Below are 22,967 nucleotides of genomic sequence, written 5' to 3' on the forward strand. Positions count from 1 at the left end.
AGGGGATTGACCAAAATAAAAAAAGATGACTGAAAAATCAGTCACCTTTTCTCTACATTATAATACGGACTTTACAGTCTGGCCGCTTCGGTTGGCCGGCGTCACGACTTTAATCGTCAACTTCGAGCCGCGTTTTTGCGGTTTGATGGACACGTTCGTCGAAGTCGATGTGCTCGTCTTCTTCGCGACGAGCGTCTTCCCGTTATAAATCGTCACCGTGCCGTACGAGACGTTCGTGCGAACAGCAATCGATTTCGTCGTCGAGCGGATTGTGCCGGTGCTCACCGTCGGACGAACGCCTGCTTTGACGGTCGCGCTCTTCGCGTCACGGGCCACTCCGACTTTCGCCTCGAATACGAGCTTCGTGCCCGCACGCTGACGGGCGAACTTCACTTGATAGCTGCCGGTCGAGTTCGCCTTCGTCCGTCCGATCACTTTCGTCCCCGCCTTCACGGTGACGGTGGCGTTCGGGAGTGTCTTCCCTTTCCACGTGCTCACTTCGTCAGACGGCGCGAACGACGTCAACGAAGCCGTCGGGACTTTGTACGTCGTCCGCTTCTTCTTCGACCCAATCGTCGACTCGACGACAACCGACGTGCCTGGTTTCACCGAGATCCGGTAGCGGTCTTTTCCAACCTCAGTGTATGAGATTGGCTTCCCATTCACGATGAAGTTCAAGTATGCCGGTGTATCTTTCAACACTGTAAACGTTGAAGTAGACGATGTGACGAGCACATCTTTGATGCTGAGTGTCTTCGGTGCGTCACTCGTCACTTTTTGTTCGAACGTTGTACTGAGTTCAGGGCGGAAACTCGCGATGAGTCGAATCGTCTGTCCTTCCCAGAGTGGTCCTTTCAACGCGATGACGTTCGTTCCAGGAACGAGACGTTTTGCTGATTCATCTCGGCCATTTCGCGCTACCGCGAGCAGTGGAGAGAGTGTCCCGTTATAATGAACAGTCACAGTCGTATCACCTGTCTTCGGTGGTTTTGTCCACGTGACGTCAGGCACCGGATAATCTGTTGATACGTAAAGATTCGCATACTGACTGTTCGTGTCGAGAATGCGATAAATGACACGGTAGTACATCGGCTTGTCTCGATTGTACTCCGTTAACTTCGCGACTCCCGATGCGTCTGCTTGGACTTCACGAACTTCATAGTTTGTCGGTGAGAACAATTGACGCACCTCGACTCGGGCATTTGGTTTTGTCCGAATCGTCACACCTTCCATCGCCGTCTCGCTCAACACTTCGGCAATGTTCGTATCGGTCGGTTCATTCATTTGGAACGTCTGTTTGACCGATGCTTTTGTAGCTTGGTTATACGTCGCGTTGTCTGCTACCCAAACCGTGATGGTTTGATTTCCCCAGAGAATACCGCGTGAGAACGTAAAACGTCCTGTCTCATCGGCCGTGACCGAACCGTCACAGCTCGCGTATTTGTTGTTTTCACAAGTCACATACACCGTCATGTTTGGGGCTGTCGTACCGACGATATCCCCTACCGGCCCGTTATCAAATGATGTTTCGATTTGAAGCGGCACTTTCGTCACCGGATTCAAGGTGACTCTGTTGCTCGTGAGGTTTCTGAATCGAAGCGCATAACTGAACGATTCATCGAACGATGGAACGATGTATCCATCCTCGAATGAGCGTGTCGCATCGACCACTTCCGCGTCTGATCCCAAGTCGGCGACAGGGATTTCATGGTAGACGCGATCGATTGTCACGACGGTCGCCATCAGTTGATAGGACTCGCCTAACCAGGTGTTGCCGGCTCCAGACGGTTTTGTAGCTTTCGGCGAGGTGTACAGCTGACCTGGAATGAGGTGGGCACGCTCTGCCGCCAGTAAGCGCTGGTCGTTTCGAAGCAAGTAGCCTCCGTGCAACAGTTTGTAGTCAAGCCGTGAATTGAATGAATCCAGTCGCAGTTTGTTCAATGTCTTCGTGGCTAAATCGATGGTGAGCAAATAATCGAACTCCGTCATCGCGTAGTACGTGCCGTTGTGATAGGTAAACGACTCGATTTCATAGAACGACTGATTTTTCAAATCAAGCGTCGTGATGGTACGTTGCTTCCAATCATACACGTGTAAGTCACTAACCCCTTCTAACAGAAGGTGATCTGTCGTAGGTTCAGCAAATACCGCTGTCACCGTATTCGGCATCTTGATTGTCTCGATTATCTCGCCTGTATCTGGATTCAGATGGAGCAGGACGTCCGAGTACGTGTCCGCAACGATGAGTTCGTTCGAATTTGTCGCCAATATCACTTGTTCACGATCGGAGAGAGTACGCTCCCACTTCGTGACGCCATCCGACTCAGTCGTCACGAGTTGCTTCGAGCCTTTGTTCTCCCACAACATGATGTCGCGACTCGCATCGTACGTGATAAGTCGAATCGACTCTGTGTCGAATGGAGGGCTGAATGTACGCGTCGACCCATCACGGTTAACGTGAATCATATCCCCCGTCCGATGATGCGTCGCCATGAATGATTCACCGTCTAAGCTCGGCTTGAACGTATAGAAATCTCCATATGACCCCTCTTCATCATGCGACCGATCCGCCGTCAGATTGCCGTTGTAATCGATGGGTACGACGGTCTGTCGTTCTACATCATGAAGCCGCGTGGCTCCGTCTTGATAGTCCAAATAGAAGGGAGACCCTTCAATTGTCTTCACTTCTTGCTCGAGCAGCGTGCCCAGCTCGAACTTCGGAGTCGCGTTCGCTTGATCCATCGGGAACATCACGAACAACAGCGCGACGAATAAAATTGCATAGTGCCATTCCTTCATTTACAATACCTGCCTTTTATTCAATATATTAAAAATATACCTTCAATTTGTGATTTTTAGAAGCAAAACAGGAAAAAAGCACCGTCTCTTTTTTTGAGAGACGATGCCTTTGGATTATTGGACGTTCAACACGGTTTGCGTGCCTTCAATCATCTTGATTTCTGTCCATTTGACGACGCTCTTGCCGAGCGGGTCGTTGGCGACCATGAAGTCGGCGAGTGCTTGGACTTTTAACGGATCGACCGGTTGTTTCACGTTATTCAAACGGAAGCGTGATACTTTATTGAACATATCCAAAAATGCGATTTCTACTTTAGTCTCAGTCATGGGTTAGTCCTCCTTGGATGTGGGTGTGATTAGACGAGATCGTATTCGCGAACGACCGACACGGTGAAATCTTCTTGCTCGGTCAAGTCGAGCATGAGGTGGCCGAACGCCTCGGCGTTGTCAGCCGTGAGCGCCGCCCGGATCGGACCGAAGCGCTGCGTTTTCTTCGTCGGTTTCAAGCTGTTCAAATCATGGTGCGTCGTCAAGACGAGCGTCGCTTTCTTTTCAGTCAATACGGCCATTGTGGATGGCTCCTTTCAGGGATGGATTACGATTCGGATGGATAGGTCGAGTCGAGACGCTCGAGCAATTGAATCATGCGCTCAAGGCGCGTCTCAATCCGGTGGAGCAGATAGAGCGAGACGACGATCGGGAAGCCGAGGTTCGAGATGAGTTCGGGCCAGCTCATGGGCCCACCCGCTCATCGGACAAGGCTCCGGCGGAACGCATTAGTACACGCATCAGGGGTTCCTCCAATTAGAACGTCACGTGGAACTCACGCGACACGACGTATGCGGCGGATTCGACCGCGAGAAGCGGAATCAACAGATCACCGAACTGCTTGATCTCCTCGGTCTCCATCCGCGCACCGAGTGGACCGAACCGGACGAGCTGACGCTTTTCTTTGCCGTCAACGAGCCGCTTCGTGTCCAGATAAAAGACGCTTGCGTATTCTCGATACACTGCCATATGTCTCACCTCCTTCGCCCCTATTAACCGAAGTTGGTGAATGTTTGCTCATATTTCCTTGTAACCTTTTCGTAACGACTATAGACCTATTCTAATGAAGGCGTATTCATCGGTAAAAATCGGCGTTATTCCTTGAATTATCATACCAATTAGGGTATCTTAATAGACGTCAATCGCATTTCGAAAACACGCCTAAAGTCCCACGAATTCATTTCCCCACTTTGAAAAAACTGGCAGTTAATTGCTTAGAAATGGGTTACTATACGGAGGAGGGCATTTTCGAAATGACCAGTTTGACTTGAAGAAGGAGATACTCTAGATGAACAGCTTAGACTTCGCACTCAACACTTCTATTCCTTCCGCTCAACTCGACTTCGACCACACCGACCTGACGTTTTATGCGACTGACTGGGATGCTTATCGCCCGGAAAACGCGAAGCCGCTCCTGTACAACGAACGCCCATTGACCGTCTATCCACTCAAAGAACTGAGCCGTGCGTTTCATGTCGCCGGGATTCCCCGTAGCCAGCAACAGCTGATCAAATGGGAAACCGACGGCGTCTTGCCACCGACCCCGTTCACGATGGGACGCAAGCGCTTCTATACGGAAAATCAGATTCGGACTATCGTCGACATCGCATTGGAATGCGGACTACGGCCCCGGACACACGTCAAAAAGACGAACTTCTCCGAGTTGGCCCATAAAGAATTGGCGTACATACTCCAGTTAGAATTAAAAACCAAACTGCCGCATGAATGAGCGGACATGAGACAGCCCTTCCTGACGATTCAGGAAGGGCTGTTTTTGGATGGACGAGGGGCGATGGCGCTCAAATACAAATCAAACGATGTTTCGACCTCTGTAGCGACCAGATTGATAAAGTCGTTGTACATTTCTGTCGTATGCGCCCGATCTAGCGCATTGTAATAACTCAGGCGATTTTCGACTTTGATGACGACAGGCGGATAACCGGACTTCATCAACTCCAAATTGAGCAATAACCGAGACGTACGACCATTTCCATCAATGAACGGATGAATCCCCACGAACTTAGCATGCAATAAAGCACCCCGTTCAACTGGATGCATCGTATTCGTCTCTGTTTCATACCAATTTATCAGCTGCTCCATCTGTTCTTGAATGAGATAAGGAGGCGGCGGCACATGAGCGGCTCCGGCAATAAACACTTGCTGATCCCGATAGACGCCTGCATACGCATCATCAATGCCTTTCAAGACGAGACGGTGCAAATTTTTGATTTGCCATACGGTCAGCGGCTCTTCACGTCGAACAATTTCTTCTACGTAGGAAATGGCATCTTGGTGGTTGATCACTTCTAGATGCTCTCGCATTGTCTTCCCGCCAACCGTATACCTTCCAGCACCACTTTGGTCTCGTTGATTGTCAACGTATTTCCTTCAATGGCATTCGAGTTATATGTCCACTCTAAAAATAGTTTTGCTCTCAAACTTTGAAGCGTATACGTCGGCAGCGGTCGGCTTTGATCTAGTTGCTCTTTTTTATTCGTCAGTTGCTCAAACATATAGCCCGCTTCCTTTCTTAAAGTGTTAGTGATTCTATTATACGCTTGTTACCCAGAGCAAGTCGATTTCGATGGAACGCCCCAATTCACGACACATGCGAAAAAGCACGACACCTCAATTCCCACAGACGGGTTATGCATCGTACTTTATTTTTTATAACTTCTCTCGTGCCGCTTCGGGAACGTCCGCGACCGACACTTCATCGTATGACGTGACCTCATCCTTGTTTTTGACGTACAACTTCAAGTACGCCCCGTTCCGAAGCTCTTTCGCCGCCGTGAACGTGACCGTTTGCGAGTCCCCATCCTTCGTCAGCGCTTCTGTCGAGTAGACTTAGCGGCGGACGACGTCACCCGAGTCGAGCGTCGTCTCTTCCACTTCCGTGACCTCCCCGACTTGCACGTAGACATGATCCTTCCCAATCCGTTGCCAATCGATATTGACGAGCCCAATGATGACGACGATGAGCGTGAGGCTCGCGATGATTCCTTTTTTCATGATGTTCTCTCCTTCATATCACTTGTTTCGTGAACCGACGTACGGTCAACACGTAGTAGAGCGCATAAATCGCGCTGTATACACCCATCCAGACGAGCACCGGCACCGTGAAATCCATCACCAGCAATCGTGAGAATGCGACGAGGGCGACCGAGGCGTGCACGATCCCGAGTGAGAACGGCGCCAGGAACACAACGGCAATCTGTTGACGGATCGTCCGTTTCACATCCCGCTTCGAGATGCTGACTTTCCGCAGCACCGCGTATTTGGCCCGGTCCTCTTCGGCCTCGGTCATCGTCTTGAAATAGATGATGCTGCCGGTGGCGACGAGGAAGATGAGTCCGAGGAAACTGCCGACGAACAACAGCGCGCCGTGCACGGTCATCGCCTCGCTATACAACGCTGTCGCGCTCGAGAAGTTCGCCTCAATCGACAACGACTCGGATAAGGCGGTCTGCTCTTTATAATCGGCGACCGAGACAGCCTGATACGCCAACGCCTCTCCCGGCAGTGCCGTGAACACGTCGTCTGGCGTAACGAGGAGCAAACCGTCAAATGTCATGAGGTTGAGCGGTGTCTTCTCATAACGGGAGGCGACTTCATGTGTCACGCCATCAAGCTCGACCGCGGTCACGACCGCGGTCACGTTTTCTGAGAACCACTCATCATAGAACGGATCGATCAAGTAGACCTGGTCGGAGGCTAGCGTTTCAGGTGTATCCCAGCCCATGTCGGACGCGACGTCACGGAACGTCGACTCGTCGATGACGCCATATTCGCGTTCTCCCATCTCTCCAGCGATACGGATCGACTTCTAGGGGCTTAGCAAGCAAAGGGAGACCCAGCAGCGGCAAAGTCGCGGTGCGGCTACCTGCTTGCCCCAGAAAAGTGAGTCGTGTCTAGGGGGCAAACAAAAACCGCAGACATTTGATATGTCTACGGTCCAGTCAAAAGGATCCGCTCAACGGAGCGAATCCTTTTTTGTCGTTTCATAATCCTCGATCCACATCTCGAGTTCGTCGATTGGGAGCGGACGCGAGAAATAATATCCTTGCATCTCGTCACAACCGAGCGAACGGAGCGTGTCGAGCTGTTCCGGCGTCTCGATGCCTTCGCATACAGTCTTCAATTCGAGCCCACGAGCGAGCTCGATGATTGACTGGACGATGACGTTGCCGGTCGGGTCGTTGTCCGTCACTTGGATGAACTGACGATCGATTTTGATCTCGTGGATCGGATAGTGCTTCAAATAGACGAACGCCGAGAATCCGGTCCCGAAGTCGTCAATCGAGATCGAGAACCCTTGTTCCCGGAAGGCGATGAAACGTTCGATGACGTGCTGTTGATTCTCCATCCCGACGCTTTCGGTGATCTCGAACGTCAAATAGTTCGGACAGACGTCCATCTCTTTGACGATTTGGCCCAACTTCTCGACGACCCCGTCCGATAGAAAATGACGAGCCGACAAGTTCAGTGCGAGTTGATACATCCGTCCCGAGGCGTGCCACGTTTTCAACTGACGGCATGCCTCGGCGAGTGCCCATTCCTCGAGGGCGATGATGACGCCCGTCGACTCGGCGATCGGGATGAAGTCGAGCGGCGGGATCAATCCGTGTTTCGGATGAATCCAACGCATCAATCCTTCAAACCCATTCAGTTTTCCGGTCGCCGCTTCGATCTTCGGCTGATAATAGAGCGTGAATTCGTTCAAGGCGAGCCCTTTACGGAGGTTCATCTCAAGCGTCAGGCGTGCCGTCGCCTTCTCGCTCATCTTTTCTTCGTAAAAAGCGATCCCTCCACGTTGCACGTGACGCTCATTGGCCGTGATCCGAGTTGTATCCATCATCTCGAGCGTCGAACGCGACTTGTCCTCGATCGAGATGAACGCGCTCATCGTCAAGACGACATCGAGTTCCCCGACCGCGAACGGCTCGCTCGTCACCGTCTCGCAAATCAAATCGGCATATCCTTTGACTTTGATTCGGTCCCCGTAAGGCGTCCATAGCAGGAAGCCAGACTGGGAGATGCGCGCGAGTAATGTCGGATCGACGACTTGCTGGATTCGTTCTGACAGTTCGAGGACAATCTCGTCTGCCCGTTGGATACCGATTGCCGTCTCAACCGAGCGGAACTCGTCCGCCCGAAAATAAATCAATGACCCGAGCTGATGCGGCGTCTGTTCCCGGAGCGCGTCCACCCGTTCGATGAAGCCGTTCAAGTTCATGAGTCCGGTCTGTTCATCCGTATAGGCGAGCTTGGCGAGATGGTCGTCGATCTCTTGACGGTCGAGCCGGAGATAGAGGATGGCGATAAAATCGGATAGCGTGCTGACAATCAATTCCTCGATGAACGTCCACTGGCGCGGGGCAAACGTCTCGCAACAGATGACCCCTTTGGCCCGATTGTTCGCATAGATCGGCGCGTCGAGCATCGAGTACACCCGCTGCCCTTCCACGAAATGTTGCTGGTACAAGTCCTTCACCCACTCATGGGTCCGGACGTTCTCAAACGGCAACACCCGGTTCGTCCGCAGGGCGTCGAAGTAGACAGGTGCGTCCCCACGCATGACCGTCAATGCCGGTTCACTCGGGCCACTCTCTTTCGAATAGGCAACTTGGCAACTGATCGATGCGTACGTCTCGTCAAAGTGCCAAATCGAGACCGTATCGACGTTGAGCATATCGGAGACGACTTCGCACATGTAATGAAGCGTCTGTCGCACCGCTTCCTCCGTCACGTCGGGCATCCGGACGAGTTCGAACAGTTTCTCTTGATGTTGTCGGTATGTTTGTGATGAATTGTTCCCCTCGTTCATAAGTCCCCTACTCTCGTTCATAAGTCCCCTACTCTCGTTCAAACGTTTTGCATTCATGATAGCACGAAAAGATATATAAATAGGTTTCCAAAATTCAACAGAAAGTCAATTTTCGATTCCCCTGTTTCTTTAGTACTTCTTCTTCGTCCACGTCCAAAATTATTGACCTTATTTTCAACAGAATCCACTAATTGACCCATTTCTACCATTGCTTGCCGTATGTGTAAACCCTACAATAAAAATGTATCGTTTCACCTGTCGATAATTGTCAATTGAAATCAAGAGAAGGAAGTGACCCCATGTCCCCTAAGTCCGGCCTCATGTACTCATTCGCAGCCATCGCCGCCGTAAGCATCATCGCCCAGGCCGATGAAGCCGCTGCAGCCAGCACACACGTCGTCCGTGCCGGTGACACGCTTTGGTCGATCAGCCAAACACATAACGTGTCTGTCGCCCAGTTGAAAGCAAGCAACAACTTAAGCTCTGACCGTCTCGCCATCGGCCAAACGCTCAAATTGAGCGGGAGCGCCCCGAGCACATTAAAACCCGCCGCTACGACGGCCACGCCAGGACCAGGTACCGTTACAACGGCCAATTTAAATATGCGCCTCGCCGCAGGTACATCACATAAAGTGCTCGTCACGATTCCAAAAGGCAAGACGCTCAGTCCAATCCAAACAAGCGGCGCTTGGACGAAAGTTAGCTATGGCGGAAAGACCGGTTGGGTACATAACGGCTACTTGACGACCGCATCCGTCAAACCGAGCACACCGACTCCAGCCACACCGTCTACACCGGTCACATCAAGCGATGCTACCGTGACGACAGCCGACTTGAACCTGCGCCGCGCCGCTGGGACGTGGCACGACGTACTCGTCACCATCCCGAAAGGTCAAGCGCTCACACCGATCAAAACGAGCGGCACTTGGACGAAAGTCAGCTATGCCGGGAAGACCGGGTGGGTACATAACGGCTACTTGACGAATTCATCCGTCAAACCGACTGCTCCAACGACGCCGAGCCAACCGGTCGCACCGTCGAAGCCGGCCATCAAAGAAGAGAGCATCAACCAGTCTTACGTCACGACGGCGAATTTGAACGTCCGTCAAGGCCCAGGGATCGGTTACGCCCTCGTCACGAGCATCCCGAACGGCACGACCGTCAAAGCGACGAAACAGAGCGGCACGTGGGTGTACGTCACGTATAACGGCAAGAGCGGATACGTTAGCACCGGTTACTTGAAACAGACGACGACGGCACCGAGCGCGCCGGTCACTCCGAACGCCGGAGATGGCGGTGCGGGCAACGAATCGTTCGACTATGTCGTCAATACGCCATCGCTCAACGTCCGCGCCTCAGCCTCAACGAGCTCTGCCGTCATCGGCAGCGTCACGGCCGGACAGACGCTCCGGGTCGTCCAAACGTCGAACGGATGGCATCAAATCTATATCGGCAACACGACCGGTTTCGTCGCTGCTTCATACGTCAAAGCGGTGCCGAAAGGTTCTACGACGGCACCTTCAGGCTCGTCTGATGGACTAGCGAAGAGTCTTGCCGCCATCGCGGTCGCCAAGAAATATGTCGGCACGCCTTACATCTGGGCATCCTCGAACCCGGCTAACGGTGGGTTCGACTGCTCTGGACTCATCTATTACGCCTACAATCAGGCAGGCTACAGCGTCCCCCGCACGAACGTCGCCACGTATTGGGCCGGGTCTTATTTCGGAACACAGCTCAGCAAGACGTTCGTCCCGAAAGCAGGCGACCTCGTCTTCTTCGAGAACACGTACACGGCCGGCCCGTCACACATGGGCATCATGATCGATTCGGACACGTTCATCCATGCCGGGACGTACGGACTCGGCTACAACACGATCAGCAAAGAGCCATATTGGAAATCACGCGTCATCGGCTACAAACGACCGTGACCTTCGGCGCATTGGAAGACCCGACCTTTGTCGGGTTTTTTTCGTGGGGCAGGATTTCCCTCGAAAGACTCGAACACGAAAGATAGAATGGGAAGAGAAAGAAGGAGGTGTCCGATGGGAAATAATCGATTCGCTAAAATTCCGTACCGAACTTACACGATGGCCCTCGCCGTCGCTTGTCTCATCGGCGTATTGTTATTCGGGCTCGGACTGAGCTATTACTGGAAAGAAAAGCACGTCGCCGTCGATGAAACGGTGCGCGACTTGAATCATGCCTCTGACTTGGCCGGGGTCGAGTCGTACCTCGTCTTGCATCACGCGGCCAAACTGTACGAGACGAACTCCGAGCAACCGACCGCCCTGTTGTCGGCCCCGTACCGTGAACGGGCGCTCCAATACAATCTTCAACTGCTCGACGACTTCGAGACCGGGGTCGATGAACGGGAACGGGACGCCCTGCTCCGTTTCTCCGAACAGCTCGAGGACACGTTGAACGAAGACGGGTCGAGCCGATTCGAGGCCGTACCGTTCGACGTCATCGAGTCGATCAACCGGCGCTGGCTCTACCAAGGTCTCGAGCGGACCGCCCAGGCGAACACCGCCTATGAATTGACCGATGCCGTCATGCGGATGCAGATGGCGTTCGTCGAAGGTGTGACGAACCTGCTCGCTGAGACGCCGGACCGAGACCAGCTCGACTTCGAGGTCTCGACGATCGCGAACGAGGCCCGGTTGATCGAAGACATCGTCGCGACCGATCCCTCGCTGAAAACCAAATCGGTCGAAGACTTGATCGAGAGCGCGCTCGCACTCGGACGGGTGACGGCCGCCAATTCGACGCTCGAGGCCCGTTACGTCAACGGGACGAGCTTTTATGAGGATTCACACGCCGCCCTTCAAACCGTGCGGTCGACGGCAGATGACACGCTCATGGCCGAGCGTGACCGTTACGGTACGCTCGCCATCGCCGCCCTTCTCATCACGATGCTGTTGTCGGCGGGTCTTCTGCTCGCCCTCTGCTACACACGCAAGATGTATGCCCACGACTTGGCACACTTGAAGGCCCGTGCCCTCGCCATCGACCCGAGCACGGAACCGGTCGCAGAATCGTTCCCGCCGAATCATGACTTCCGCGGCATCGAGGACGAACTCCGAGAGATTGCCGTCAGTGTCCACTCGACGGTGCACACGCTCGAGACACAATCGGACGACCTGCTCCGGTATCATGAGCGCTGGTCGTCGCTCTTCTCCGAGACGGGACTCGCCATCGCCTTGATCGATGACACGTACGACTTCATCGAACGAAACGATGTGTTCCGCCAGTTCTTTGGGGAACGCAACTTGTATGAGATCAACCAACTGTTCACCGACACGGGACGCCGCCTGTTGCGCGAGGCGCTCGCCGGGGTGACGGAGAACGGGACGAGCGCGCAGTTCATCTTGCACTTGAAAGGTGAGCACGTCCGCTTCTTGAACGTCAAAATCATCCCGCTCAAGCGCGGCGAGACGCTCACGTATTACCTCATCCTCGAAGATGAGACCGAGCGTGTCGAGCGTGAGCGCAAAGTCGACCGGCTCGTCCGCTTCGACCTCGCCACCGAACTCTATAACGAGTACGGTTTCCTCCGCGCATGGGAGAAACAAGACATCGACGGCACGTTCCTGTTGATCAAACTGAACGACTTCCATCACCTCGTCGACTGGTATGACCCGACGTATGCCGACCTGCTCATGACCGAGTTCGCCCGGCACGTTGAGGACCGGCTCGAGAAGTACGCGCACCACTTGTTCGGCCGCTACCGTGACGATACGCTCATGCTGTACGTGAAAGGGCTCCGTAACGTCGACGAGACCGAGTTGCTCGAGCTGTTCCCGACCGAGCTGTTGATCAACCAGAAACGCCAGACCGTGCATCTTCAAATCGGGGCGACCCATACGACGCCGAACTACAACGACTGCCTGTTCGAGGCGACGAAGGCGCTCCAACACGCCAAAGAGACGCGGACGCCGTTCGTCTGGTACGACTCGAGCATCCTCGCCCAGCTCCAATGGGCCGCCTTGATCGAACAGGCGCTCCCGGAGGCGATCGAACAAGGCCATATCACCGTCGCCTATCAGCCGCAAGTCGAGTTGAAGACGGGCCGTGTCGTCGGGGCCGAGGCGCTCGCACGCTGGCAGCACCCGGACATCGGCTACGTGCCGCCGAACGAGTTCGTCCGCATCGCCGAGCGGTCCGATCAAATCCTTTGGTTATCGCATTCGATCCTTGATTTGGTCGTGCAACAGCTCGTTTCCTGGCGCGATACCCCGTTCGCCGACATCTCGTTGTCGTACAACTTGTCGGCCCATTCCGTCGACCCGTCGATCGTCACGAAGCTGCGTGACTTGGTCGAGACGTATCCATGGCTCCCGGACCGGTTGAAAATCGAGCTGACCGAGTCGGCCGACATCATGTCACACACGAACGAGCTCGAGCGGCTCGAAGATATCGCCGACCTCGGCTATTGCCTGTCGATCGACGATTTCGGTACCGGCTACGCCTCGTTCGAAGCGATTTGGCACTTGCCGATCCAAGAAGTGAAGATTGACCGCATGTACGTCAGCGGAAAAGCGAAGGAGAGCACGTCGTTCCTCCGCGCCGTCTCCCGATTCGCGAGCGAACAAGAACTGACGTCGCTCGCCGAAGGAATCGAGACGAAGCAAGACTTGGACCGCATCCTCGCCGAAGGCGTCGAGCTCGGCCAAGGTTACTACTACGCCCCGGCCCTCGACACGATTGCGTTCGAGGCATGGGTGAATGAAAAAAGAGGCCGTCTCGCCTAAGCGAGGGCCCCGTTCGACCGGCTGACACATGTCAGCCGGTTTTTCGTTTGAGGAGATTGAAGACGAGCTTCAGCGCGATCAACAGTCCGACAACAGGCAGGATGACGGGCAGCGAACCGCGCGGCAACAGACCGAACACGATGAACATCGTCATCCCAATGGCGAAGAACAGCTTGACGCCTCGCTCGTGTCCCTCGAACTTCTCCCAGCGCCAGACGAGAAGCAGTAACGTCAGCGGCGCGAACAAAAACGTCAAGAAGAAGAACGGCATATGCCGTGTATACCAGGGGTGGGTCATTTCAATCGTACCTCCTCATACAACGCTTCCGTCGCTTCGTTCGACTCCACGTTCACGTAGATCGGCTTGCCGCTCCAGTCGATGCGAACGGCGGCCTCGATGTCCCGGTCGAGAAAGACGAGCACATCTTCCCCGCCTGTCGTCCGGAAGTGACCGGTCAAGCGTGAGCCGACGGCGGCACCGTTCGTCCGGCGGTCGAGACTTGGCCGATACGTCAACGTGACGGTTTCGATTTCATCGTATGGCACCGTCTCGCCGTAACTGCCTTCGATGACGAGCGCCGAGTCGGTGAACGTCACCTCGGTCGGTTGGTTGAACCAGAACAAGAGACCTCCGACAAAGCCTAAGATGAGCGTCAAGACGAGGACTAGCGGGATGAGCCGTTTTTTGCCGCCGGGACGAAGTTTCCCGCGCTCATCAAATATATTCCCGTCATACTTTTGGCTGCGCCAAAGTGTGACGACGACGAGCAAGACGATGAGCAGGAAGAACGGCTCGAGCGGAATGTCGAGACCAGACATGTCGATGGCGGCGATGACGAGAAAGATGCTTGCGATGCCGTAACACATGAAGCCGAGCAATCGTGCCACCGCCTTGATGTCCACACGGGCCTTGTCCTCGCGCTTCATCGTGTTATATCCCGAGATGAGGAAATGCCAGCCCAAGCGATGGACGGCAAATCCGAGCAAGAATAAAATGAGTGCTGCAATCACGAGTCCCCACATAGAGGTGTCCCCCTTTCTACTATAGTGTACGAGAAAAACGGACCAAATGTTTCAAAATCATAAGGCGTGCCAATGACTTGGACGATATCTTATACTGGAGTCAGAACGCTCAAGGAGGAATTCGATGTATCGGACAAAAGCAGACTTTCTACAAGATTGGACCAAGTCCTCGACCGGCACGCTCGACGTGCTTCGCGCCGTCACCGACGAGGCGCTCGGCCAGGAGATCGTTCCCGGTCATAACTCACTCGGCTGGATCGGTTGGCACGTGACGACCGCGCTCGGTTATTTCACGAACTTGCTCGGCTTCCGGCTGTCGGCCCTGAAGAGTTTGACACAACCGACCGACGCGGCACTGATCGCCGATCAATATGCGCGTTACGCCGATGAGATTGCGAAGGCGGCCGAACAGTTCTCGGACGAGTACCTGCTCGAAGAAGTCGACGTCCACGGCGCGAAGCAACCGCGCGGTGCCGTCTTGCGCATGATGATCGACCATCAGACGGAACACCGCGGCCAAATGACGGTGCTCCTCCGTCAAGCGGGACTCACGGTCCCTGGCGCCATGGGCCCGACGAAAGAACAGATGAAGGCGTGAAAAAAGGCGAGGCCCCGCGGGGTCTCGCCTCTCGTCACATCGATGACGGCGTATTCGCCTTGTTTTGCATCCGGCCAATCCCTTCGTATTGGACAGTACCCGGGTCGCGTGCATATTTCCACGCGTTACGAGCGTCGATCAACCGTTTTGTCCGCATCCCGTCGAACGCTTCCGGCTTCAAGTTGACGAGCTCGTCCCATTCCGTGACGAGGATGGCGACGTCCGCTCCTTTGAGCGCCGCCTCGACCGTCATCGCCTGTGGATAGTCCCACTTGGCGAGCGGGTCATAGCCGACGATATCGATTTCACGCAACGCCAAGTGGCGAGCGAGCGTGACCGACGGTGCGTCACGCATATCGTCCGTACCCGGTTTGAAGGCGAGACCGAGGAAGGCGACCTTGAGGCCGCTCTTGTGCTCGACTTTCGAGGCGACGTAACCCATCTGGGCGTCGTTCGAGTGCATGGCGGCACTGATGACCGGCAAGTCGAGCTCGTTCTCGTGGGCGACGTTCAAGAGCGCGTGCATGTCTTTCGGGAAGCACGAGCCCCCGTAACCGAGGCCGGCGTTCAAGAACGAACGTCCGATACGCGGGTCGAGACCCATCCCGTCGGCGATCGTCGTGATGTCCGCTCCCGCCTTGTCGGCGAGACGCGCCAAGTCGTTGATGAAACTGATTTTCGTGGCGAGAAACGCGTTCGAGGCGTACTTGATGAACTCCGCGTCAATCGGCGACGTGCAGACGAGCGGGACACCGAGGCGTCCATAGATGCCCGCGAGTTCCTCGCACATCTCGAAGTTGTCACTGCCGATGACGACACGGTGCGGTTTCAACACGTCGGCGAGCGCGCGCCCTTCTTGGAGAAATTCGGGGACGACGGCGAACGTGTGGGCCGGGTACATGATCGACAGCATGTCGGTCGTCCCCGGTGGCACGGTGCTACGGATGATGATCTTTTGTTTCGACTTCACCTCGGACAAGGCCGCGTCGACGAACGTCAAGTCACAGCTGCCGTCGCTCTTGCTCGGCGTACCGACAGCAAGGATGAGGTAGTCGACCGTTTCTGTGTCGGTGATCGAGTCTGTGAACGTAATCGATTCAGGATAGTCACGTAACACATCTGCCATGCCCGGCTCGTGGAACGGAACGTCCCCGCTCATGAGACGAAGCAGTCTCGGTTGATCTTTCTCGACACCGATGACCTCATGCCCCGCTTTCGCCAGTCCGCACAGGGTGGCCAGTCCGACATAGCCAAGGCCGATGATTCCAAATTTCACGATAGTTCCTCCTTCAATAGTCTTCTCCTAACAGTAACGAAAAGCGGCGAGCAAGGGAAGGCTCTAACACTCTGTGAATATTCTCTGCTATAATGAGTCAAAATGAGGCTAGAAAGGAATAACCGCATGGGATTGCTCGCTTTCTTTTTGATTTCGCTGTTCGTATTCTACTGGTTTCCTATTCGAGGTGGACTCAAGACTTTCCTGCTTATCTTAATCATGATCAGCGGATGGCTGTCGATTTTCGAGCTCGTTGCGATCATTGAAGCCCGTCCATGGGTCGCTGCCCCGGTCCTCGCGCTCATCGGTTTGTTCGTTTGGAAGTGGCGCAGAGACAGACAAAAGAAACAAAGCATTTGACAGCAACGTCGAGTGCTTTTTTATATGTATATTTTTTCCAATAGATATGGAATAATATTTTATATGATGATATAGGTGATTGAAAAATAAGGGGAGACTTCTATGACTTTTTACGGGCTCGACATCGCACCTTGGATTGAACCACTGGCCCAGTTCGTGTTTTGGTATCCGTTCTTCATGGCGCTGTTTTGGATCTCGGGCGCCCTCTTGTTCAGCTTGACGCGAGAGAAAGAGAAGAACGTCACGAACGCCGACATCCGCGAGCTGCTCTTCTTCGGGCTCGTCTCCTCGTTCGTCGCCGCTCTCCTTCTGTTCATTTGGCGGACGTACAACAAACGGAAATATGGACCGCTCAACCGGCGTCAGATGCCGAAAGATACGACGCTCGATGATTGGCTCGCCCTCGATTTGATGGAGCCGGAGGACATCCATCGCCTCCAGTCCGATAAAGTCATCGTCTTCGAGAAAAAACCGGTGAAAGAGTTGAAATGATGCGCTACTTCAAAATAACTTAACCCCTCGTCGCATTGACGAGGGGTTACTTTAGTCTCCAGGCAATTCTACTTGATTACCGGATTTGATGGTCCCATCCATGACGTGTTCCATTTCCTCTAAGCTGAACGCGTCCACGAGCTGGATGCCGTCGACGTACACCGTCGGCACGTAGGCGACGCCGAAGTCGCGCGTGAACAGGCGTAAGTTTTGGATGCCGACGTCGACATGGTTCGCAAGCAACTCGTCCGCATTGAGATTAAACTCGGACGCGAGTTTTCGGGCGTAGTCTTCCGTCCCGAAGCCGTCCGACCCCGAGTCGTGTCCGATGGCGCGCTGCACTTCATAGTAACGGTCCGGGATGAGCCGTTCCACGTTATAATCCACGTTCGCGAGCAGTTGTGACTGTTCGTTCAACAGGACAAGCGGCTGTCCTTTGAACGTCACCTCGCCCGTGTCAATCCAGCGCTCCTCGATCTCCGGTAGTACCTCTTCCATCCACTTCTTGCACCACGGACAGCTGTAGTCGAAGACGAACACAATCTCGTGTTTCCCTTCTCCGAGCGCGACCTTGTCCTCGAGCGGGAGCTCGTACTTCGTGTATGTATGCAGCTTCGTCGACTCGACGGCCTCGCTTTGGCTGCAGGCAGAAAGGATTAGGATGAGTCCGACGAATAGTAGATAAAATCGTTTCATGTATAAACCTCCTTATGTTCAATTATTCACATTTTTAGTTATACCATGTCTGCCCGGCAGACTCGAGTGACGTTCTGATGAAGATGGCCAAAAGAAACGGCACACAAGAAAAAGAGCGGACCCTGCCCGCTCGTTTCATTTATAAGACGTGTTATCTTTCATTCCCCATAAACGCCTCCATTGTCACCGCCGTATCTGACGAGATGCCGTCCTTCTTCACGACTTTTCCAACCGTCTGCAGGATGATCTTCCAGTCATTGAAAAACGTGATGTTTTCGACGTATTTCACGTCGAGCGCGAAACGGTCAGACCACGACAACCGGTTTCGGCCATTCACTTGCGCGAGGCCCGTCAGTCCGGGACGGACGTCATGTCGTCGGCGCTGCTCCTCGTTATAACGTGGCAAATACTCGACGAGCAACGGGCGCGGTCCGACGATGGCGATGTCACCTTTGACGATATTGAGCAGACTCGGCAGCTCATCGAGACTGAGCGACCGGAGCGTCTGACCGAACGGGGTCAACCGGACCTCGTCCGGCAACAGCTCGCCGTGCTCATCCCGCTCATCGGTCATCGTCCGAAACTTCACCATCTCGAAGATGACGCCGTCCTTCCCGGGACGTTTCTGTTTGAACAGCACCGGTCCCCCGAGCTTCCACTTGATGAGACCCGCGACCGTCACGAGGACGGGACTCAATACGACGAGCGCGGCCGACGCGAGCACCACGTCTTGTGGCCGCTTGACGTACGTCTCATACATCCCCATCACACTTCCCCCTTTCCGAATCGCTTGCTTGGGATCATCGACCGGACCAAGTCTTTCTCGAACGCATCGACCGTGAACACCCACATAAAGATGGCGTAGGCGAGGACGAGTCCCATTCCTTTGAAGACGAAGCCGAGCAATGTGTCAGCTGGAAACAGATATTGGACGATGAAGCCGAGTCCGAGAACGAACAGTAATCCCGGGGCGAGCTTCACATGACACTCTCGGAAAAAACGGAACACGTCGAGCTTCAACACTTTCGCGTAGATGATGTTCATGAACAGCGTATTGCCGCTCAAGTATCCGATCATGACCGACAGCGCCGCTCCCGTCGCCCCGAACGGACCGCTCAGGAACGCCGAGAAGATCAAGGCGATCACCGCCGACATCACCATCCCGTACGCCCGGTAGCGGACCTGGTTCGTCGCGACGAGATGGATGTTGGCAATCTCTTGCGGTAGCGTAATGATTCCCATCGCGATCAACAGCGCCGCGACGACGTATGATTCTTTGAAGTCGTCCCCGACCCAGAAGTGGATGAACTCCGCGCCCATCGCGATGAACACCATCGTGATGAGCCCAATGACGTACAGTTGGATGCGACCGACCCGGATCATCAAGTTCTCGATGTCTTTCAGACCGCCCGAGTGGTTGAGCCGGGTCACTTTCGGCAAGAACAGCGAGTTGACGGCCGTGGCGATCAACAGGACGTATCCTTCAATGACCATCCCGATCGAGAAGATGGCGACGGCGACACCGCTCGCAAAGATGACGAGCACGGTCGGCATGATGTGCATCAAGAAGTTCTGTGTCGCGGACACGGTCGTCTGCCAGGAGGCGAAGACGAAAATCTCACGGTACATCCCTTTTCCCGACGTGGTGAAGTCGATTTCCGTGTCCGTTCCTTTCCAGACGTACAGCAACTTACACAAGTTGATCAGCAAAATCATCGCCGCGTTGACGACAACGAGGGCGTAGACCCCGTAACCCATGACGAGCGCTCCAATCGTGAAGCTGACGATGAGGATTTTCTCGAGGAAGAGCAGCGTGTTCAGCTGGATGAAACGCTCGTTGACGATAAAGACGGCGTCGATCGGTTTGGCGAGCAGCGTGATCAAGATGTAGAAACCGACAATCGGATACATGACTTTCAACTTCTCCATGTCACTCGCGCTCAAATTGCCGTAAATGACGTCGAGCAGGAAGTAGAGGACAACGAGGACGACCGTCAATAAGAGCGTCATGAAGAAGAACAGCTTATAGGCGATGCCGAGAAAGCGAATCTCTCCAGCACGGTCACCGTGCGTCCGATAGTTGCTGAGAAAACGGGCGACGACGACCTCGAGCCCGAGGTTGAACGCGAAGATGGCGATAATCGAGAACGACAGGACGTATAACCCATAGTCTCCTTGCCCGATCTTGCTGATCATCCACGGCGTATAAAGGAGCCCCGAGATGATGTTGAACCCGATCGATCCGTACGAGACCAAGGCGCCGTATTTGATTTGATTCGAACTCGCCTGTTCCGGTTCGATGGCATATTTGGTCGCCATGGTAGAGCCTCCTCATTGATACGTATAGTAGTAGGCGTCCTTGCCTTGACGCGACTCGCGGCGGTTCAAGACGATGCCGAGAATCTTCGCCCCGGTCATGAGCAGCTGGTCGCGTGCTTTGACGACCTCATCCCGGTCGGCCGATTCACAGCTGAGGACGAGGATCGCCCCGTCGACTTCCTGGGCAATAATCCGGCTGTCTGCCACTTGCATGATCGGCGGTGCGTCGAGCAGGATGATATCAAAGTCGTCTTTCACATGATCGAGCATCTCTCGGAACGCCGGGGCCGCCAGCAACTCGGACGGGTTCGGCGGGACGACGCCCGCGACCATGACGTATAAGTTGTCGAACTGGGTCGGCTGGATGGCCGCCTCGGCCGTCGAGCGCTTGGCGAGCACGTTCGAGAGCCCGACCCGTGAGTCGATATGGAAGATTTGATGGATCGTCGGGCGCCGCATGTCACAGTCGACGAGCAGGACGCGCTTGCCGAGTTGCGAATAGACGACGGCCAAGTTGCTCGCGGTCGTCGACTTGCCTTCGCCCATCGACGTCGAGGTGATGAGCAGCGTCTGCAGCTTCGAGCCGAGCGACGTGAACTCGAGATTCGTCCGGAGCGTCCGATATTGCTCCGAGATCGGTGACTTCGGCTCGTAAATGGTAATCAAGTTTTTCGTCATCCGATTATGATAGTTTTCGTTGCGTTTTCGGAACATACGGTTCACCCTCCTTTACGACTTTTGGTTCCTGCGGCTTCCGTTTCTCAGGTTTCGCGATTTGACGATCAAACAACGGGATCGACGCGATGACCGGGATACCAAGGATGGCTTCCGCCTCGGCCTCGGAACGGATCTGTTTGTTGAACAAGTAACGCATGAGCACGATGCCGCTGCTCAAGATGAAGCCGACCAAGACACCGAGTGCCGTGTTTCGTGGGATATTCGGTTCGACCGGTTCGGCCGGGATGAACGCCGGCGACAAGATTTGCGTATTGTCGATATTCATCAATTTCGGTACTTCGTTCGAGAAGACGCGTCCGAGCTCATTGGCAATGGTGGACGCGAGCGCTGCCGAGTCAGCCGTCGCTCGGATGGTGATGACTTGTGAGTTCTCCTCGCTCTCGATGACGATCTGATCTTCGAGCTTCTCCGGGGCGCTGGCGATATTCTCGCGCACCTCGTTCAAGATGATCGGACTCTTCATGATAATTCGATACGTGTTGACGAGCCCTTGAGACGATTGGATCTGCGTACTGTCGAGCGTCTCCGTCCCCGTTTGTTTCGGCACGACGAGGATCTGGGTCGATGCCTCGTACGTCGGCGGGATAACGTAACGGCTGAGCGAATAGGCGATGCCCCCGACTAGGACCATGGTGAAGAGGATGACCCATTTCTTCGTTTTTAGGATGAACCAAATATCGCGAATCGATGCGTTGATGTCTTTCACGGCAACCTAACCTCCTTCGTTGGTGCGACTCAAAGTTGTATGCGTTGTCGGATAATGACCATTTCCCCGTCCCGCTTCCCGTCAAATACAAACAGGAAGGAGATGCCTATCATTTTTTTGAAAGATTTGTCTACGTCGTGACGACAGGCGGAACGGGCTGTTTCGCTTGTTCGGCCCGGTGCCGGCTATAGGCGACGACAAAGACGAGCAAGATCAACAGATAAGCGATGGCGCGGAGCCGCAGCGCGGTCCCGATATTATCGTTCGTGATGGCGATCAAGCCGTTCCAGACGAACGCCTGCGTCAAGATGAACTGTTGTACTTTCGTGACGTAGGCGCGTCGTGACCAAAGGAACAACAAGATGAGCGTCATCGGCAACGCCTCGATGAAGAAGACGAGCAAGATCGTGAGGCCGCGTACGTCCCATGGGAGCGGGCCGACGAGGTTGCCGAGGTAACTGTGTACATAATTGACTAAGAAACCGAAGTAGTTTGATGCGTCGAGCCGGATGCCCATCTGACTGCCCCCGGCGAGGAAGCCGATGCCGTCGGAGCGATACTGCAACGCCGAGCGGAGCGTCTTGTCGACGATCGGGACTTGGACATCCATGAAGAACGTATAGATGACGCCGAAGAAGACGAGGGCGAGTGTCAGGATGACGAACGGTCCGGCGACTTTGCGCACCGCTTGCAGCGTCAGCCATAGGACGGTCGCCATGACGAACGACAGAAGTGCATATGTCCGGAACTCACCGAGCAGCCAGACGGTCGGAATCAGGAGCAGGAAATACGTCCAGTTCTTCTCGAACAACCAGCGGATGGCGAGATACGTCGCGACGATATAGAGCATGTAGATCCAGACGTCCCGGTAAATCGATGTCGTGATGTTGATGAACAGGCTGATATAGGCGATGAAACTGAACAGCGCGTATAGATAGGCATAGTGGCGGATGCGTTCACCTTTCTCCCCGAGCTCTGTTGTCGCGAGCTGGATGGAGACGAGTTTCAAGGCGAAGTGGATAAGGAGCGCCATGCCGACGAAGTTGAACAGCCGGATGGCGAACACACTCTCGGTGCCAATCAACTGCATCAGCTTGCCGATGACCCATGGATAAATCGACGTGCGGATCCACGACAAGTCGTAAAACACGTTCATCGCCTGTTCCCAGTAGAAGACGCCGTCATCCCCTTCCCCGAACAAATGGTACGACACGCCGTTCCCGGTCGCGTAAATTGCGAGCGCGTAAAAGACGGTCGTCGCGAGCAGATAATAGAACAACACCAAGTACTTGACGACGCCGACCTCGGTATCGAGTTTCATGCGTCTCCCTCCT

The 22,967-nt window shown here is 54.4% G+C and carries 23 protein-coding genes and 2 pseudogenes; 6 read left to right on the forward strand and 19 right to left on the reverse strand.

Annotated features, from left to right (window positions below; all coding sequences use genetic code 11):
- Positions 1 to 57 precede the first annotated feature (57 nt).
- The 5 genes from KNP06_RS01685 to KNP06_RS01705 form a co-directional block, all read right to left on the reverse strand.
- Complete coding sequence (locus KNP06_RS01685; protein ID WP_214710862.1) at positions 58 to 2,799, reverse strand: Ig-like domain-containing protein; 2,742 nt, start codon at positions 2,797 to 2,799, stop codon at positions 58 to 60.
- Between the two features lie 114 nt (positions 2,800 to 2,913).
- Positions 2,914 to 3,126, reverse strand: a complete 213-nt coding sequence (locus KNP06_RS01690) for a DUF2922 domain-containing protein (RefSeq protein ID WP_034778930.1) — start codon at positions 3,124 to 3,126, stop codon at positions 2,914 to 2,916.
- Between the two features lie 29 nt (positions 3,127 to 3,155).
- Positions 3,156 to 3,368, reverse strand: coding sequence for a hypothetical protein (locus tag KNP06_RS01695; protein ID WP_058764453.1), 213 nt, complete (start codon positions 3,366 to 3,368; stop codon positions 3,156 to 3,158).
- 26 nt (positions 3,369 to 3,394) lie between these two features.
- Positions 3,395 to 3,535: a YvrJ family protein gene (locus KNP06_RS01700; protein WP_016510821.1), complete on the reverse strand. Its 141-nt coding sequence runs from the start codon at positions 3,533 to 3,535 to the stop codon at positions 3,395 to 3,397.
- 68 nt (positions 3,536 to 3,603) lie between these two features.
- Positions 3,604 to 3,816 carry a hypothetical protein gene (locus tag KNP06_RS01705; RefSeq protein WP_029594867.1) on the reverse strand — a complete coding sequence of 71 codons (213 nt, stop codon included), beginning with the start codon at positions 3,814 to 3,816 and terminating at the stop codon, positions 3,604 to 3,606.
- Between the two features lie 319 nt (positions 3,817 to 4,135).
- On the opposite strand from KNP06_RS01705, the gene KNP06_RS01710 reads away from it, so the two are divergent.
- Positions 4,136 to 4,576 carry a MerR family transcriptional regulator gene (locus tag KNP06_RS01710; RefSeq protein ID WP_214710860.1) on the forward strand — a complete coding sequence of 147 codons (441 nt, stop codon included), beginning with the start codon at positions 4,136 to 4,138 and terminating at the stop codon, positions 4,574 to 4,576.
- A gap of 29 nt (positions 4,577 to 4,605) precedes the next feature.
- Here KNP06_RS01710 and KNP06_RS01715 read toward each other — a convergent pair.
- From KNP06_RS01715 to KNP06_RS01730, 5 genes and pseudogenes are all read right to left on the reverse strand, one after another.
- A pseudogene (locus KNP06_RS01715) lies at positions 4,606 to 5,360 on the reverse strand (Fic family protein).
- A 154-nt stretch (positions 5,361 to 5,514) separates the two neighbouring features.
- Positions 5,515 to 5,679: pseudogene (locus KNP06_RS15245) on the reverse strand (YxeA family protein); the annotation flags it as partial.
- Positions 5,680 to 5,694: 15 nt separating this feature from the next.
- Positions 5,695 to 5,859 carry a hypothetical protein gene (locus tag KNP06_RS15250; protein ID WP_251129629.1) on the reverse strand — a complete coding sequence of 55 codons (165 nt, stop codon included), beginning with the start codon at positions 5,857 to 5,859 and terminating at the stop codon, positions 5,695 to 5,697.
- 13 nt (positions 5,860 to 5,872) lie between these two features.
- Positions 5,873 to 6,649, reverse strand: a complete 777-nt coding sequence (locus tag KNP06_RS01725; RefSeq protein ID WP_214710859.1) for a hypothetical protein — start codon at positions 6,647 to 6,649, stop codon at positions 5,873 to 5,875.
- A gap of 171 nt (positions 6,650 to 6,820) precedes the next feature.
- Positions 6,821 to 8,674: a sensor domain-containing phosphodiesterase gene (locus KNP06_RS01730; RefSeq protein WP_214710858.1), complete on the reverse strand. Its 1,854-nt coding sequence runs from the start codon at positions 8,672 to 8,674 to the stop codon at positions 6,821 to 6,823.
- Positions 8,675 to 8,973: 299 nt separating this feature from the next.
- Between KNP06_RS01730 and KNP06_RS01735 the strand changes: the two genes are divergently transcribed.
- Together KNP06_RS01735 and KNP06_RS01740 are read left to right on the forward strand one after the other, a co-directional pair.
- On the forward strand, positions 8,974 to 10,602 hold the full coding sequence (locus tag KNP06_RS01735; RefSeq protein WP_251129628.1) for a C40 family peptidase: 1,629 nt from the start codon (positions 8,974 to 8,976) through the stop codon (positions 10,600 to 10,602).
- Between the two features lie 114 nt (positions 10,603 to 10,716).
- Positions 10,717 to 13,425, forward strand: a complete 2,709-nt coding sequence (locus tag KNP06_RS01740; RefSeq protein WP_214710857.1) for an EAL domain-containing protein — start codon at positions 10,717 to 10,719, stop codon at positions 13,423 to 13,425.
- A gap of 31 nt (positions 13,426 to 13,456) precedes the next feature.
- Here the strand turns inward: KNP06_RS01740 and KNP06_RS01745 are convergent, their stop codons facing one another.
- Entirely contained in the window at positions 13,457 to 13,723 is a 267-nt protein-coding gene (locus KNP06_RS01745; protein ID WP_214710856.1) for a hypothetical protein, read from the reverse strand.
- The gene (locus KNP06_RS01750) at positions 13,720 to 14,448 is read right to left on the reverse strand and encodes a DUF3784 domain-containing protein (RefSeq protein ID WP_034778957.1); all 729 of its coding nucleotides are present in this window, start codon (positions 14,446 to 14,448) and stop codon (positions 13,720 to 13,722) included. The genes KNP06_RS01745 and KNP06_RS01750 overlap by 4 nt, the downstream gene beginning before the upstream one ends.
- 124 nt (positions 14,449 to 14,572) lie before the next feature.
- Here KNP06_RS01750 and KNP06_RS01755 point away from each other — a divergent pair, with 124 nt between their 5' ends.
- On the forward strand, positions 14,573 to 15,046 hold the full coding sequence (locus KNP06_RS01755; RefSeq protein WP_214710855.1) for a DinB family protein: 474 nt from the start codon (positions 14,573 to 14,575) through the stop codon (positions 15,044 to 15,046).
- Between the two features lie 34 nt (positions 15,047 to 15,080).
- Here KNP06_RS01755 and KNP06_RS01760 read toward each other — a convergent pair whose 3' ends face one another.
- On the reverse strand, positions 15,081 to 16,322 hold the full coding sequence (locus KNP06_RS01760) for a UDP-glucose dehydrogenase family protein (protein ID WP_214710854.1): 1,242 nt from the start codon (positions 16,320 to 16,322) through the stop codon (positions 15,081 to 15,083).
- A gap of 126 nt (positions 16,323 to 16,448) precedes the next feature.
- Between KNP06_RS01760 and KNP06_RS01765 the strand changes: the two genes are divergently transcribed.
- A complete protein-coding gene (locus KNP06_RS01765; RefSeq protein WP_214710853.1) occupies positions 16,449 to 16,682 on the forward strand; it encodes a hypothetical protein in 234 nt (77 codons plus the stop codon).
- Positions 16,683 to 16,784: 102 nt separating this feature from the next.
- A complete protein-coding gene (locus KNP06_RS01770) occupies positions 16,785 to 17,174 on the forward strand; it encodes a hypothetical protein (protein WP_214710852.1) in 390 nt (129 codons plus the stop codon).
- 51 nt (positions 17,175 to 17,225) lie between these two features.
- Here the strand turns inward: KNP06_RS01770 and KNP06_RS01775 are convergent, their stop codons facing one another.
- From KNP06_RS01775 to KNP06_RS01800, 6 genes are all read right to left on the reverse strand, one after another.
- The gene (locus tag KNP06_RS01775; protein WP_214710851.1) at positions 17,226 to 17,870 is read right to left on the reverse strand and encodes a thioredoxin domain-containing protein; all 645 of its coding nucleotides are present in this window, start codon (positions 17,868 to 17,870) and stop codon (positions 17,226 to 17,228) included.
- Positions 17,871 to 18,021: 151 nt separating this feature from the next.
- Positions 18,022 to 18,636 carry a sugar transferase gene (locus KNP06_RS01780; protein ID WP_285800855.1) on the reverse strand — a complete coding sequence of 205 codons (615 nt, stop codon included), beginning with the start codon at positions 18,634 to 18,636 and terminating at the stop codon, positions 18,022 to 18,024.
- Positions 18,636 to 20,189, reverse strand: coding sequence for a lipopolysaccharide biosynthesis protein (locus tag KNP06_RS01785; protein WP_214710850.1), 1,554 nt, complete (start codon positions 20,187 to 20,189; stop codon positions 18,636 to 18,638). Before KNP06_RS01785 ends, KNP06_RS01780 begins: the two co-directional genes overlap by 1 nt.
- Before the next feature lie 12 nt (positions 20,190 to 20,201).
- Positions 20,202 to 20,903: a CpsD/CapB family tyrosine-protein kinase gene (locus tag KNP06_RS01790; protein ID WP_214710849.1), complete on the reverse strand. Its 702-nt coding sequence runs from the start codon at positions 20,901 to 20,903 to the stop codon at positions 20,202 to 20,204.
- Complete coding sequence (locus KNP06_RS01795) at positions 20,872 to 21,633, reverse strand: YveK family protein (protein ID WP_214710848.1); 762 nt, start codon at positions 21,631 to 21,633, stop codon at positions 20,872 to 20,874. Before KNP06_RS01795 ends, KNP06_RS01790 begins: the two co-directional genes overlap by 32 nt.
- Before the next feature lie 130 nt (positions 21,634 to 21,763).
- On the reverse strand, positions 21,764 to 22,954 hold the full coding sequence (locus tag KNP06_RS01800) for a hypothetical protein (protein ID WP_214710847.1): 1,191 nt from the start codon (positions 22,952 to 22,954) through the stop codon (positions 21,764 to 21,766).
- Positions 22,955 to 22,967: the final 13 nt, after the last annotated feature.

This window comes from Exiguobacterium sp. s21 (assembly GCF_018617975.1).
Taxonomy (GTDB): Bacteria; Bacillota; Bacilli; order Exiguobacteriales; family Exiguobacteriaceae; genus Exiguobacterium; species Exiguobacterium mexicanum_A.